Here is a 13,036-nt window from a genome sequence, read left to right as displayed (position 1 = left end):
GGACGGGGGCCAGCTCGGTCCGGATGCGGGCGGCTGTTTCGGGGGACAGCAGCGCGTACACGTAGAGGGTGGCGGCGTCGTAGCCGTACGGGGCGCGGCCCCGTCCTTCCCAGTCCAGGATGTGCGGGCCGCGGGTGACGTTGCCGTAGTGGAGGTCGCACCAGATCCTGTGCTCGGCGGCCACGTGCTGCTTGCCGCTGCAGTTCAGCCGCGGGCACACGTCCTGGTGCCCGGCGCCGTCGTGATCCCCGACTTTCTCGGCGAACTCCGCCGAGGCCAGTCCGCTGGCCCCGGGGCGGCAGCATTACCTTGATCAACACTGCTGGTCCTCCAATAGCGGCGACACCAACCGTCGTCACAAGGGGGTCTCACGCGCCCAGGCGAGAAGCGCAACTCCCTTGGATGTGAGGGCGCCAGCCCGTTCAAAAGGATCCAGCAGCGTAATCACCTCCCGAGCTGCATCGCCCTCATCCTGTCCCGTCTGCGAGAGAAGCACGATGGCAACGCCGAGTTCCTCGGCCAGATCCGTACGAAACGGCTCCTGCTCATAGAGACGGCGACGCATCGATGCAGCCCGCTGGAACCACTGCGCCGCCTGAGACGCTCGCTCATCGCTCAGACATATCGATCCCAGGCACTCGTACGAGACAGAGAGGTCGCGGGCGTAGACGGTGTTGTCAGGCTCGGCCTTCGCCAGCCGCTCGGCGATGGTCAGGGACTGGCGATACAGGTCTTCGGCTTCGCCGGCCTGCCCACTGGAGACAGCCAGATCCCCCAGCTTGTTGTACGAGACAGAGAGGTCGCGGGCGTAGACGGTGTTGTCAGGCTCGGCCTTCGCCAGCCGCTCGGCGATGGTCAGGGACTGGCGATACAGGTCTTCGGCTTCGCCGGCCTGCCCACTGGAGACAGCCAGATCCCCCAGCTTGTTGTACGAGACAGAGAGGCCGCGGGCGTAGACGGTGTTGTCAGGCTCAGCCTTCGCCAGCCGCTCTCGGATGGTCAGGGACTGGCGATACAGGTCTTCGGCTTCGCCGGCCTGCCCACTGGAGACAGCCAGATCCCCCAGCTTGTTGTACGAGACAGAGAGGTCGCGGGCGTAGACGGTGTTGCCAGGCTCAGCCTTCGCCAGCCGCTCTCGGATGGTCAGGGACTGGCGGTACAGGTCTTCGGCTTCGCCGGCCTGCCCACTGGAGACAGCCAGATTCCCCAACCGGTCGTATGAGATGGAGAGGTCGCGGGCGAATTCGGCATTGCCGGGCTCAGCCTCCGCCAGCCGCTCGGCAATGGTCAGGGACTGGCGATACAGATCTTCCGCTTCGCCGGCCTGCCCACTGGAGACAGCCAGATCCCCCAACCGGTCGTATGAGATGGAGAGACCGCGGGCGAATTCGGCATTGCCGGGCTCAGCCTCCGCCAGCCGCTCGGCAATGGTCAGGGACTGGCGATACAGATCTTCCGCTTCGCCGGCCTGCCCACTGGAGACAGCCAGATCCCCCATCTTGATGTACGAGACAGAGAGGTCGCGGGCGAATTTGGCGTTGCCGGGCTCAGCCTCCGCCAGCCGCTCGGCGATGGTCAGGGACTGGCGGTGCAGGTCTTTGGCTTCGTCGGCCTGCCCACTGGCTTCGGCCAGATCCCCCAACCTGTCGTATGAGACGGAGAGGTCGCGGGCGAATTTGGCGTTGCCGGGCTCGGCCTCCGCCAGCCGCTCTCGGATGGTCAGAGACTGGCGATACAGACGCTCGGCTTCGCCAGCCTGCCCGCTGGCACGAGCCAGATCCCCCAGCCTGGTGTATGCGACCGCGAGGTAAAGGGCGTACCCAGTGTTGCCAGGTTCGGCCTCCCCCAGCCGATCGGCGACAGCATCGGTGAACAAACGGAGCAATCCGCCGACGATCGTGAGCCGGCCCGGCCTGTCAGGTGTGCCACGCGCCTGGTCCTCGGCCCGGAGGGTGAGCTCAATGTGACGCGTGGCAAGGATCTGGATGACAGGGGTGCTTGTGTGCTCCTGGGCTGTGGTGAGGCGTGCCAGCAGGTCCAGGCAGCTGGCAACCTGGTCGTCGTTGGGAAGGTCGAGGACAGCATTGAGCAGGGCGAGTCCATGGTCGGCGTGTCGGGCCAGGACATCGGCGAGGAGAGCTTCACCGAGCCGGTCCGGGCGCAGCGGGTTGAGGAGGCCCGGTCCGGTGTAGATGGTGGCGAGCCAATTGACCGTGCGGCGGCGCAAGGGTGCGGTGGCGGTGTCGGCGAGGTCGGGGAGGGTGGCAAGGAGCTGGTCGGCCTGGTCGTGGTCGTCGGCGCCTGCCAGCGTGGCTAGGGCGACAGCGGTGCGGCGCAGAGGAGCCGGGAGGTCTGCCGGGGCGGTGGCGTCCCAGTAGCGCTGTTCGTGGTCGAGGGCTCGGTCGACGGTGGGCCGGGCGAGGTCGGGCTGGTGGGCGGACAGGGCGTGGTCGAATGCCTCGAAGAGGACTTCGAGGGGCAGCTGGTATCGGTCGGGGGTCAGGTCCGGAGTCTTGGGCCGGGAGCTGGTGACGTGGTCGGGGTGCCAGGCGCGGGCGAAGGCGGAGATCGCGGTGTCGTAGAGGGTGTGTCGTTGTTCGAGTGTGAGGGTTCTGGCAGCGTGGCTGTCCTTCGCGTCGGCGAGGATTCCGCGCAGCTGTGCGGTGGCGTTCTTGGCGATCTCTTCCAGGGTGTCTGTGGTGCCTGCCTTGCTGGTCCGCGTGAGGAGGAGCAGACGTACCGGGGCGAAGGTATCGGCGTGATGGGTGAGCTTGTTCAGCGTGTTGCGCAGGACGTCGATGGCGACGGCTTCGGTGTAGTCAATCACTACCAAGCGGGGCAGGGGGGTGGTGGCAATGTCATCGATGGAGTGGTCGCGGTTCCACAGTCCTGTCATCCAGCCCTGTTCGGCCATGCGGCGGCACAGTTCGATGGCGAACCGGGTCTTGCCGGCTCCGCCGCGGGCGGCCACCTGGGCAACTTCGACCGGAGCGGGCTGCTCGCACCACGCCTGGGCACGGTCCATGTCGGTGTCACGGAACAAGTAGGGCACCACCCCGACATCGGCCAGGAGCAGCTCGGACGGCTTGGAGCGTGGCCTGCGGGTGAATGCCGACCAGGGCTGGTCCAGCAGGTGTTCGGTGCCGTCGATGGGCAGTACCCGGTTCCACCCGGCGCGGTCGGCCAGGACCGCCGCTTCGTTGTCGCGGACGAGAGCCTCCCGATGGGCGGTCAGACTCTCGGGGACGGCTCCCGGTCCGCCGGTGAGCAGGGCCTGCAGAGGTGAGGCCCAGCCACCCAGGTCGCTGTCGGCGTCACGGGTGGCACTGACCACGCCGACCACAGCACGCCGCCCGGGGCACAGCAGCGGTGCCCCGGACAGGCCGGGGGCTGCCTGGCCTGCTTTGAGCTTGAAGTATCCGTCACCCTCCACGCCTTCGAAATGGAAGGACGCCGGCGAGCCAGGCGGGATCACGCCGTGCTCGCGGCGGGGGAAGCCCCAGGCGTGGCACTCACCGCCGATCGGATCGCCCGGGTACACCCGTACACACGGATGATCCAACTCGCTGTCCAGGCGTACCAGAGCTAGGTCCGGGAACGGCCACAGGGCGGTGCCCTGCGGTGGTTCCGACCGAGCCTTTACCACCGCCGGCACTGGGCTCGAGCGAAGACTGGAATCAGGAACAAGTAGGACCTGGTCGACCTCGGTGCCCTGGCTTGCGTCGAAGACCACATGCGCGCACGTCACCACCCAGCCCGGGGCGACGAAGAAGCCCGTGCCGAGCACCCGGCCGTCATCGGCACGGTCGATGCGCACCACGTAGCGGCGCAGCTCTCGGTCTTCCCAGCGGCTCAGCATCATCAGCCTTTAGATCACGCGCTGCCACTGTCGTTCTTCCAGGTCAGCGTGATCGTCAGACTCGACTCGGTGGCGCCGTCCACGATCAGCGCGGTCAACATGCCGGTCTTCGCCGAGAATGACAGCCCGAAGGCCACAGTGGCCTCCGACGGCTTCACCCGATCCCATGCCGCGGACAGCTGGCCGGCCAACGCTTCAATCGTCGCGCGGACCCCGTCGAAGGAGAGCACCTGGTCCGCGGACACGGTCTGAGGCCCGCCTCCATCAGCGACCTCGACGAAAAACTTCTGGCCATCGGCTTGGACAAGTACCTGCTTTCCCATTAGCTCACCTCCACCAAACAGGAGGGCACATAACCAGCAGATCACCATCCGTGCTTGCAGGCAACGCGGATTCTGCCCGAGCTCCCGCATAGACCGAGGTCCGTGGGGTGCGCTGGTGTCACGAACGGCTAGTGAGGCGGCGGCCCGCACCACCTACTGAGCGTCCACGTCCTGCGATGCCCGGCCGGGCACGGCTGGTCCAACCACAACGACGGCGGCTGCCGTGGAGACGCTGCTGTGGCTGCTACCGACGTGGGTGAGCGACCACTGGGTGGAGTTCACCGGGAATTGAAGCTGTCCCGCGCGATCAACCAGGCGTTCGCTGCGGAGGACCCTGAGTCCCTCTCCGTCTTCAAGACCGGCACATTGCGAGCGACGTTCACCATCAGCGGGATGCTCGCCCGCACTGACGAGCTCGTCGCGTACGCGGAGCTGGTGGTGGAAGCCGATGGCTGCGCCTACCGCTACCACCGGCTGTTCTCCGGGCTGGAGCTCAGCGCTTGCGAGCGCCGTACCGACGGGTGACCTGTCAGGCACATGCGGCGCTGTGACACCCCAGCCCTGATGACGCGGGAGCGGGGCGAAGGACAGCAGACGGACCGAACCAGCCTCAAAGAGCGGCCCGTCCCGGGAAGGGGACAGGGCCGCTCTGCGTTTACAGGCGTTCGTTCCTCGCGGAGCGGGGCTCCAGGAGTGGCTGTTTCGGCGTTTGGCTTGCCCCGGGGCAACTCTCTGGACGAGTTTTGTGTCCGCCCCTTCCAGTTGGGAGGGGCCTGATCGGAACTACGTCCGGTTATGGGGGCTTCGGTGCACCCGCTGGATGTCGATTCGAGGGGAGAGCGCCACCATCGCTACTACGCCGGGCACAGAAGAACCGATGGCTACCGTCGATCCTGCGGTCTTGCTCTACCAAAACGTCGAAGAACTTCGCCGCAAGGTCAAGGCCCAACGGATACGGCGCGTAAGGCTGCATGTCTCGTGGATCGGTGTCGTCGTGCTTGCCCTGCTGGTGGCCGTGCCCACGGCGGTCACTTGGGAGCGTTACGACATGGCGCCCTACAACGTGCCTCTCCTGATGGCTATGGCGGTCATGGCCATCACGTTCTTTGCCACCGCTAATGACATGGGGGCGAAGTCGGTGGACGAGCTCAGGATGGACCTGGAGCTAGCGGAGGAGCAGCGTGTTCTTCATGCCGTCGAGAACGTCAGGCCAGCCCACAGTCGGCAGTTCGCGTACAAGGAACTCCTGCCGCAGGAGATAGCTCGTCTGGGTGCGGAGAGCCGTCGCTACAGGCGCTGGCACAACACGCTGCAGATGGGATTGATCGTCTGCTCGGCCGGTATCACGGCGGCCTCCGCGGTGTACGACCCTCCGCAGCCGGGCAAGGGCATCATCATTCTTCTCGGTGCCAGCGTCACGGTCATCACGGCCGTGTCGGGGTTCTTCAAGTTCCGCGAGCGCGGCTTCAACCTTCAGCAGACCGCGGACGAGATCGAGCAACACCTCACCGCTCTCAACCTGTCGATCGCTCCGTACAACCAGGTCAGCGAAGAGGACAACTTGAGGCAGTTCACCGCGGCGGTCGAGGGCCTGCGAACTGAGCAGCGCAAACGCGAGCAGCAGCTGGACCAGCCTCACCAACAGCAGGGCAATGCGGTCTGACAAGTTTGGGCGGGTGCGCTACGCGGTGAGGTTAACGGCGCACCGGCGGGCCGTAGAGGCCTGTCAGGTGAGGCCCGGGGACTCCGGCAGGGAGCCCTCAGACGCCTCGTGGGCTAGCGCCAGCGGCGGGGGAGGAACCGGCGCCAGCTCCACCTGGCCTTCGTAGAACGGGACGGGACGCGGGGAAGGGGTTCCGTGCTGTGACCGGGTTCGGAGGCCGGTGACGGGACAGGGACAGGTGCAGCGGGCAGCACAGGGGTGGTCTCCTCGCAGGCGGGTGCTGTGGGGAGGGCGGCGTCGAGGGTGAGCTGCACGGGGACGGGGCGGCATCGGTCGTAGGCGGTACGGGCGAGGGCGCGGCGGTGCTCTTCGCGGCCACGTTGGGATGCGGCGAGTGCGGCCATGATCCGGTGGGCCGGGACGGGCCGGAAGGCTGGCTGGGCCAGGGCCGTCAGGGGGGTTGGGACGAGGCCCCACCATGCGGCGTCGGGTGCGGGGTGAGGCTGGGAGATGGTCCAGTCATTGAGCCAGCGGGCGGTGTCGCCGCTCCAGTCCTCGCCGTCTCGGGCCGGGTGGGTGACGGGGCGGCCGCCGTAGGGAATGAGGATCTTTTCTGCGGCGAGCCAGCAGACCTGCGCGCCAAAGGCGTTGATGAGGCGCTGGTCGGGGGTGGGGCGGATCTTGTCGTGGACGGCGTGTTCGCCGGAGATGCGGACGGTATGGGTGCCTGCGTAGTCGAAGGCGTGCTTGTCATCGCGGTCGTAGAACCACCAGTGCGCGGCATGTTCGCCATGGGCGGCTCGGACGGCCTGCAGGCGGGCCTGGGTGGTGCGGTGGTTCACGAGCCGGCGAGGGCGGTCGATGACGGCGAGGTGGCGGCCGCGGCGGAGGATGACGGCGGGCGGGAGATTCCATTCGGCTCCGGCGAGGGCCGGGTCGATCTCGACGCGGATCGTGGTGGCGGGCAGCGCTTGGGCAAGGCGGTCGTGGAGGTCGAAGGCGAGGGTGAGGTCGGTCTGGATGCTGGCGGCAAGGGCGGCGGGGGCCTTGCAGCGGTCGGGGTCGGCTCCGCCCGCGTCGTGGCGGAAGCGCGCGGTGAAGCCGGATCCGGTGGTGGCGGGTGCGGCGAATATGAGCGACTTGCCGCACGCGCAGCATCGGTAGCGTCCGCCCTTCTTGCCGCGGGGGAGACGGGTGGGGGCGTCGGCTTCGCGGTGGAGGTCGATGATGCGGCCATGGTCGGCGGTGTCGATGGCGTAGTTGCTGAGCCGGGGCGGGCGGGGCCGGCTGAGGGTGGATGCTGCGGTGCGGGTTCGGGTGCTGGGGCGGGACATCGGGCGGCTCCTGGTGAGATGGGGCGGGGGCGTGCGGTGGTGGACGGGGGAGTGCTTGGTGGTGTGGAGCCTTACGCCCTGGTGTGTGTCCGGCACTTTGTCCGTAGCCTTCCTGTAGGTGAACTCCGGACAACGAGCCCTTTGTCCGGGACATGGCCGGACAATGCCGGGGGGCAGGAATGGCGGGTGGCAAGGGGCGGGGCCGGGCGTGGGCGCCGCTGCGTCCGGAGTCGGAGGAGGCCGGCGAGTTAGCCCGGTTTCTCCGGCACCTGATGGATGTGCACGGGGTGACGATGCGGGCGCTGGAGGAGCGCATCCCGTACGCGCGTTCTACGATCAGCGAGAACCTCAAGGGGAAAGTGCCGCCGGAGGCGTTCGTGGAGGCCGTGGTCAAAGCGGTGGTCCTCGAGACCCGCAAGCAGGCCATCGACCTTCGGCGGGCCAGGGATCTGTGGCAGGCGGCCCGGACGCCGTCCACGTCCGTTGTCGTCCGGCCCGTTGCAGGGGCGGGGTCGGCTGTCGCGCTGGCGGACAAGACCTCGGACAGGCTGTACGAGGTGATGGACCGCAACCTGGAGCTGGAGAAAGACCGTCTCGGCTCCCAGCAGCTGGTGCTGCTGCTGATGCGCCTGGTCGCCAGCCTCCAGGACCAGGTCGCCGCACTCAGCGAAGTGCCGGCCGCCGCCGCCGAGATGGCAACGCTCACCGAGCAGCTGCACCTTGCGCAACAGGAACTGGATTGGGCCCGCCAAGCCCGGTCCGAAGCGGAGCTGCTCGCCAGCCGGGCGCAGCAGGAAAGCTTCGCTCTGCAGGAAGAACTCGCCCGGCTGAGGGCTGCGGCGCCGAGCGCGGAAGAGGCGGTCCCGGTCGCCGCCCAGCTGCCGGCCGAACTGCAGGAGGAGTTCTTCCTCGCCGACGTCCAACGGGCCCTGGCCACCGCCGAGGGATTCCTCCAGGAAGGGGCGCAGCTACGGGAGCGGCTCGGCGGTGAGCTGCCGGTCGCCACACCGCCCACGGAGGCGGTGGTCAAGGGAGAGCAGGAGGTAATGCGGATCGTGGTCCTGCTGGCCTGCCGGGCTCTGGGAGTCCTGCTGCTCGTGGGCGGCTCGATGGTCAACTATGCGCTCAGCACCTGGTTCTCCCGTACGGCGGGCGGGGTCGGGGTGTTCCTGTGGGCGCCCGGAGTGCTGCTGCTCCTGGATCCCTGGGACGCCTACACCGACTGGTGGCCGGCCCTGCGGGCCCGGATCAGGCACGACGCGGATCCGCCAGGCTGGAGTGTCGACCTCGGAAATGTGTTCACGAGGCTGCTGCGCGTCAGCTGGGCTGTGGCTGCGGCAGTCGGCGCGGTACTGATCCTGGCCACGTTCTACTGGTGGCCGCTCTGGTGGCTGATCCCGCTCGTCCCGACGACGCTCGGCTTGGCCGGGTACACGGTGGCCGGTTGCAGCCGGCCCGCCGTCCGCGTCCTGATCACCCTGACAGGGCAAGTCGCTGGCCTGTTCCCCGGAACCGCCCTGGCGCGAGCGTTCAAGGTGGAGGCATTGCCCGGCAGTCATGCTCAAGCTCCGTGAGGAAGCATTGCCAGGAGTGCCGCGTTCTCCGGATGTCCCGGCACCCGCCCCGGTGACGTATCGGCCGCCGCGGAGCAGGCGGCGCGCGTCGGCAGACCGTCGACCTGGAAGCGCTGCCGGGACCCTGGTTGGGGGCGGACCACGCATGATGCCGACGGTTTCGCCAGAGGGGCGGGCGGAATGGATGTCGACGTAGCGGAAGCTGATCCTCCGTAGCGGGCGGGTGCGGCCGCCCGGGATGCCCCTGGTATCGCGCTGGTTGCGGAACCCGCCGGCCTGCGGCGGCCCCGCCCCGCAACGACGCCCGCGGTCGTCTCAGTCGCGACCGTCCTGCCTTTGCGCCGTGCCGGCCTGGGGCAGGATGACGACGATCCGGCCGTCGACAACTTTCTTCCCGATCACCGGCTCCCCGCCGGGTGCGGCGACGGCTGCCCGGTGCAGCTCCTCGCGGGCGGGCCATGTCCAGGGGTGCTCCCGCCAGTAGGGGTGCCAGCGGATTCGGCGCGAGAGGTGGAGAAGGAGGCGGTCGAGCTCGCCCAGGGGAGGCAGAGGCGGGAGGGAGAGCCGGTTGTAGGTGCGGATCCACTCCACCTTGAGCTGGACCAGATCATCCGGGAAGCAGTTTTCCGCCATGGCTTGATTACACCATGAGATTCGAACGCGAGTACGATTGCTGTATGCCGTTCGACTTCCCTCCTCGCCTGCGGGCCCTGCAGGCCCAGCTGCACCGCGTGCGCGCCGAGTACACCGCGTACTGCCGGAGCCTGCCGTGGTCCGTGGAGCCTCACCCCGGGTGGCAGGCCCGTGAGGGCGTGTACTCGCACCGCGGCGACGTACCGGCCAGTCCCGGCTACACCGGCGAGCAGCGTCGGCGGAAGGCAGCCTTCGAGCGGCGGCTGCGCCGCCTGACCGGGGTGGTGAGCGATCACCCCTTCTGGTCGACGGTGGAGCGCGGCCAGGTCGTCGCTGCGCGGATGGCCCTCAAGCGGGTCCCCGCCGAGGACGTGCAGGAGTAGCCGTGGATATCGGTGGCGGGCCTGCTTGGCTCCCGCCGGACCTAGACCGGCTGCGGACCGTGGAGACCCTCTTGTCCATGCTCCTCACGCAGACCCGCGAGCGGATTGCCGTGCTGGAGCAGGCCGAGCGTGTCCACGTGGACGCAGCCCTCCACCGGCCCCCGGTCGTGGAATGGGTCATCGAGTACGGCATCAGCGCTCAGCGCCGACCCGAGGTCGTACACACCGGCGACTGCCGCATGACCTCCGGCCGCTCCAGACCCGCCACGCGGCAGCAGGCCGTCGAAACCCTGCACAACAGCACGGCTCGTGCGTGCGAGATCTGCCGAGCCGACTCCGCCCTCGGACTCCTGGACCTGTGACCAGCGGGCGCCGCCGCACGGATGCGATCACCGCGCGGAGGCCTTGTGTACGCGGGGATGGCCCCGCTGCGGTTATCCGAAGTGATGGCCGTCACTTGGCACGTTCTGAGATTCTTTGACAGAACGGGGCCGACCCGGGCCCGAAGGATGAAGCACCCGCTTCTAGTCCTGCAAGGAGCCCCGTGTATCCCAACCTGCACTTGCCCCGAACCTTCTTTCCGATCTCGTGGTGCCGCGTCGTCATCGAGAATCCGCGGTTCGATCGCGCGTTCCTGGTCCTGGACATCAGAAGCACTCCCATCACCTACGGGCGGCTCTACCCCCGGGTACGTCGCGGCTACCACTGGGACCTGCCGGCGTTCTATCCGATGAGCCGCCGCCAGTGGCCCACTCAGGTGGCGCAAGACCTTCCCGACCCGACAGTGCTCATTGGCTGTCTGGATGAGGCGGAGTTGATCCGCCGCGTCAGGCAACGGCAAGCCCATGGGTACCCCGCACACAGCTTGGGGTTCGCGGTCGGCCAGGTGCTTGTGTACGTCCGGCACCTCGCCCGCTCCTCCCCGGATCGCGAGGTGCGCGAACACGCTCAGCGCATGGTGGCAGCCGCTCTCGCAGCCCGGCAGGCCATTCTGGAGAGCGAGACGGTCGACGGGTGGAAGCCTGCGGTGGCCGACTTCGCCAGCACCTTTCTCGGTCTCTCCCGGCCGAACGCCGAGTGGCTGGAGGCTATGTCGACAGCCCTGCTTGGCAACTGGTTCAGCTCTCCAGGCACGACCACCCCCGAGGCGATCGGCACTCTCGACGAGCTGCGTCGCGAGGCACAAGTCGTACACCGACAGCTCATGCCCCTATGGGAACGCAAGGCCGGGCCAGGCCGCGTGTGGGCGCTCGACTACCTCCTGCCCTCCGGCGGCTCCGTCCATGAGGTCATCGACAACTCGTACCGGATCGAGGACGAGGTGCTGCCTTGGGAACCGGAACGAAAGGATGCCCTCTCGGTATTCGGCCGACTCAAGTCGGACGAACAGCACGTCGCTCGCGCCTACGCGCTCGGCGGAGGAACGTGGGAGGAAGCCGCTACCGAGGCCTGTCAGCCACGGATGACCGGGCAGCGGGTGATGCGCAAGCTCCGCCGCCTGGGCAACCAGCGGCTCGCCACCAGCCGCCTCGGTTGTGGTGCGGTGGTCACCGGATGAACACCGCCACGTCCCTACTCCTTGCCGCAATCCCCGAATTCCTCGGCAGCCTCGCCGCCTCCGCCGTTCTCGCCATCGCCCTCTGGTCGTACCGGCACGGCCGTGAAGCCCTCGCGCGAAAGCGCGCCACCGCAAGTACCAACACCGTGCCGTGATTCGAGCAACGCCCGGCGGGCGGTCGGGGCCCGCACCGCCCTGCCTTGCGCAGCGCCTGCCGGGCGTTCAGCAGCTTGGCCGTTGCACTCCGAGCGCCAGCGCCCACCAAGTGGAACTGGTCCAGAGAAGGACCAGACCAAAACCGATCGCGCCCGACCAGGCGGAACGCATGGGCAGACCTCCGCTCACCCACCCCATCCATCTTCCAGCGTCGCACCACACCGGCCCGCCCCCGCCCGCGTCACGCCGGGCGGCCCGGCGGCCGGACAAGGGCTAGCTGCGCTCCGGCCGACCCTGGCGCTGTTGGGGTGGGAAACCTGGCATCTGGCTAGTTACCGCAACTCCCGGTTCAGGCCGGCATGCCCTTCCTGGCTGTGATATCCGCCGCCATTTTCTTTACGGCATCCCGGCTCGTGTCATAGATCTCCGCGAGTGCGAAGTCAATAACTTCGGCGCTATCCAAGACGTTGGAAACCTCCAGTCCGTCTTCGTGACTGCCGACGTTGCCGATCCATTTTGCTGCCAGAAGCGCATCTGCGGCATCCGAGTAGTTCGGCTTCGCCTTCTTGAAGTCCTCAATCCTCTGATGGAGAGTGCCCCTCTTCGGGATCCCTTGATCTTCGAGAAGAGCTTCCACTGCTGATCGAAGCCGGTTCGCCGCGGAGCTTGGGTCAACCCAGATCACGGCGGCGCCAGCCTCGATGCGCTGCAGGACAGACTTCGGGGCGGACTCGTGACTCTGCACGAGAGGCAGCGAAGGGTGGAAAAAGGTGGGCGTAAGGATAACTCGCCACTGTTCTTGGTAGTCGTCCCATCCGGCGATATTGTCGACGACGCGCTTGCTCCCCAAGACTCTCACCAGGTCGCAGGAAGATTTCCCGCAGCGGAGGACGCAGTAGAATGCACCAGAAAACCAGTCGGCTTCCCAATGGTCGCCATAATCTGCCTGCATTTGCTTGCTCGTCTCGGCCTCTTCGTCGACGAAAGTGTCGACGACCGGACTCAAATTCCCTCGCCCGCAAGTAGGGCACGGTATGTCCGGCCACTTCTTGACGTCGTCGGAGAAGCCATCGGCGATCACCCGAAGGTCTTTGATGAGCAGGTTCGGCATGACTGGAAGTCTGCCAGCTTGCTCAGCACCCTACGAGGGGGTTTCCCAAGCTAGTTCAGAGAAGGTCAGCCTGCCGGTCGGCCTCTACACGGCGACCGACAGCCACACCATCCACTTCCACCAGCTGCAGCGCGGCACCGCCGACCGGATCCGCAACCGCCGGGTGAACGAGCGCACCGGCGACGAGGTGGACCTGGGCGACATCGTCAAGGGCTATGACACCGGCGAGGAGTACGTGCTCGTCGAGCCGAAGGAGCTCGACGAGATCGCCCCGGGCCGCTCCCGCTCCCTGGAGATCGCCGGGTTCGTCGAGCTGGACGAGGTGGAGCCGATCTTCTTCGACAAGACTTAGTGAGCGTTTGATTCTCGGTTGTCTGTTTCATTTGGGGTCAGGTGTCGCGCCAGTTGGGGGTGTTCTGGTGGGTGAGGCGTCGGGTCATGA

The 13,036-nt window shown here is 67.4% G+C and carries 12 protein-coding genes and 1 pseudogene; 8 read left to right on the top strand and 5 right to left on the bottom strand.

What is annotated here, in order from left to right:
* Positions 1–355 precede the first annotated feature (355 nt).
* Both ACFYXK_RS31235 and ACFYXK_RS31230 read right to left on the bottom strand, forming a co-directional pair.
* Positions 356–3,862 carry a tetratricopeptide repeat protein gene (locus tag ACFYXK_RS31235; protein WP_389414199.1) on the bottom strand — a complete coding sequence of 1,169 codons (3,507 nt, stop codon included), beginning with the start codon at positions 3,860–3,862 and terminating at the stop codon, positions 356–358.
* An 11-nt stretch (positions 3,863–3,873) separates the two neighbouring features.
* Positions 3,874–4,182: a CU044_2847 family protein gene (locus ACFYXK_RS31230; RefSeq protein WP_389414198.1), complete on the bottom strand. Its 309-nt coding sequence runs from the start codon at positions 4,180–4,182 to the stop codon at positions 3,874–3,876.
* Between the two features lie 288 nt (positions 4,183–4,470).
* On the opposite strand from ACFYXK_RS31230, the gene ACFYXK_RS31225 reads away from it, so the two are divergent.
* Together ACFYXK_RS31225 and ACFYXK_RS31220 are read left to right on the top strand one after the other, a co-directional pair.
* A complete protein-coding gene (locus ACFYXK_RS31225) occupies positions 4,471–4,707 on the top strand; it encodes a hypothetical protein (RefSeq protein WP_389414197.1) in 237 nt (78 codons plus the stop codon).
* A gap of 352 nt (positions 4,708–5,059) precedes the next feature.
* Positions 5,060–5,845 (top strand): DUF4231 domain-containing protein, encoded by a 786-nt coding sequence (locus ACFYXK_RS31220; protein ID WP_389414196.1) that lies wholly within the window; start codon positions 5,060–5,062, stop codon positions 5,843–5,845.
* Between the two features lie 113 nt (positions 5,846–5,958).
* On the opposite strand, the gene ACFYXK_RS31215 is transcribed toward ACFYXK_RS31220, so the two are convergent.
* Positions 5,959–7,179, bottom strand: a complete 1,221-nt coding sequence (locus ACFYXK_RS31215; protein WP_389414195.1) for a hypothetical protein — start codon at positions 7,177–7,179, stop codon at positions 5,959–5,961.
* Positions 7,180–7,451: 272 nt separating this feature from the next.
* On the opposite strand from ACFYXK_RS31215, the gene ACFYXK_RS31210 reads away from it, so the two are divergent.
* Positions 7,452–8,753, top strand: coding sequence for a hypothetical protein (locus ACFYXK_RS31210; protein ID WP_389414194.1), 1,302 nt, complete (start codon positions 7,452–7,454; stop codon positions 8,751–8,753).
* Between the two features lie 315 nt (positions 8,754–9,068).
* Here the strand turns inward: ACFYXK_RS31210 and ACFYXK_RS31205 are convergent, their stop codons facing one another.
* Positions 9,069–9,386 (bottom strand): hypothetical protein, encoded by a 318-nt coding sequence (locus ACFYXK_RS31205; protein ID WP_389414193.1) that lies wholly within the window; start codon positions 9,384–9,386, stop codon positions 9,069–9,071.
* A gap of 44 nt (positions 9,387–9,430) precedes the next feature.
* On the opposite strand from ACFYXK_RS31205, the gene ACFYXK_RS31200 reads away from it, so the two are divergent.
* The 4 genes from ACFYXK_RS31200 (at position 9,431) to ACFYXK_RS31185 (ending at position 11,482) form a co-directional block, all read left to right on the top strand.
* Positions 9,431–9,769: a hypothetical protein gene (locus tag ACFYXK_RS31200; protein WP_389414192.1), complete on the top strand. Its 339-nt coding sequence runs from the start codon at positions 9,431–9,433 to the stop codon at positions 9,767–9,769.
* A gap of 77 nt (positions 9,770–9,846) precedes the next feature.
* Positions 9,847–10,131, top strand: a complete 285-nt coding sequence (locus ACFYXK_RS31195) for a DUF6233 domain-containing protein (protein WP_389414191.1) — start codon at positions 9,847–9,849, stop codon at positions 10,129–10,131.
* A 182-nt stretch (positions 10,132–10,313) separates the two neighbouring features.
* Positions 10,314–11,327, top strand: a complete 1,014-nt coding sequence (locus ACFYXK_RS31190) for a hypothetical protein (protein ID WP_389414190.1) — start codon at positions 10,314–10,316, stop codon at positions 11,325–11,327.
* Positions 11,324–11,482, top strand: a complete 159-nt coding sequence (locus ACFYXK_RS31185; protein WP_389414189.1) for a hypothetical protein — start codon at positions 11,324–11,326, stop codon at positions 11,480–11,482. The genes ACFYXK_RS31190 and ACFYXK_RS31185 overlap by 4 nt, the downstream gene beginning before the upstream one ends.
* Before the next feature lie 350 nt (positions 11,483–11,832).
* Here the strand turns inward: ACFYXK_RS31185 and ACFYXK_RS31180 are convergent, their stop codons facing one another.
* The gene (locus ACFYXK_RS31180) at positions 11,833–12,594 is read right to left on the bottom strand and encodes a DUF4145 domain-containing protein (RefSeq protein ID WP_389414188.1); all 762 of its coding nucleotides are present in this window, start codon (positions 12,592–12,594) and stop codon (positions 11,833–11,835) included.
* Between the two features lie 10 nt (positions 12,595–12,604).
* Here ACFYXK_RS31180 and ACFYXK_RS31175 point away from each other — a divergent pair.
* A pseudogene (locus tag ACFYXK_RS31175) lies at positions 12,605–12,943 on the top strand (Ku protein); the annotation flags it as partial.
* Positions 12,944–13,036 lie beyond the last annotated feature (93 nt).

It is taken from the genome of Streptomyces sp. NPDC002209, assembly GCF_042890265.1.
GTDB lineage: Bacteria > Actinomycetota > Actinomycetes > Streptomycetales > Streptomycetaceae > Streptomyces.
The sequence above is the reverse complement of the archived record's forward strand: the minus strand, read 5'-3'. Positions and strand labels throughout refer to the sequence as shown.

Excerpts from the sequence above, each read along its gene's own strand:
- ACFYXK_RS31205 (WP_389414193.1), bottom strand. The coding sequence starts at position 9,386 with ATGGCGGAAAACTGCTTCCCGGATGATCTGGTCCAGCTCAAGGTGGAG.
- ACFYXK_RS31220 (WP_389414196.1), top strand. The coding sequence starts at position 5,060 with ATGGCTACCGTCGATCCTGCGGTCTTGCTCTACCAAAACGTCGAAGAA.
- ACFYXK_RS31230 (WP_389414198.1), bottom strand. The coding sequence starts at position 4,182 with ATGGGAAAGCAGGTACTTGTCCAAGCCGATGGCCAGAAGTTTTTCGTC.
- ACFYXK_RS31210 (WP_389414194.1), top strand. The coding sequence starts at position 7,452 with ATGGATGTGCACGGGGTGACGATGCGGGCGCTGGAGGAGCGCATCCCG.
- ACFYXK_RS31215 (WP_389414195.1), bottom strand. The coding sequence starts at position 7,179 with ATGTCCCGCCCCAGCACCCGAACCCGCACCGCAGCATCCACCCTCAGC.
- ACFYXK_RS31235 (WP_389414199.1), bottom strand. The coding sequence starts at position 3,862 with ATGATGCTGAGCCGCTGGGAAGACCGAGAGCTGCGCCGCTACGTGGTG.
- ACFYXK_RS31200 (WP_389414192.1), top strand. The coding sequence starts at position 9,431 with ATGCCGTTCGACTTCCCTCCTCGCCTGCGGGCCCTGCAGGCCCAGCTG.
- ACFYXK_RS31180 (WP_389414188.1), bottom strand. The coding sequence starts at position 12,594 with ATGCCGAACCTGCTCATCAAAGACCTTCGGGTGATCGCCGATGGCTTC.
- ACFYXK_RS31185 (WP_389414189.1), top strand. The coding sequence starts at position 11,324 with ATGAACACCGCCACGTCCCTACTCCTTGCCGCAATCCCCGAATTCCTC.
- ACFYXK_RS31195 (WP_389414191.1), top strand. The coding sequence starts at position 9,847 with ATGCTCCTCACGCAGACCCGCGAGCGGATTGCCGTGCTGGAGCAGGCC.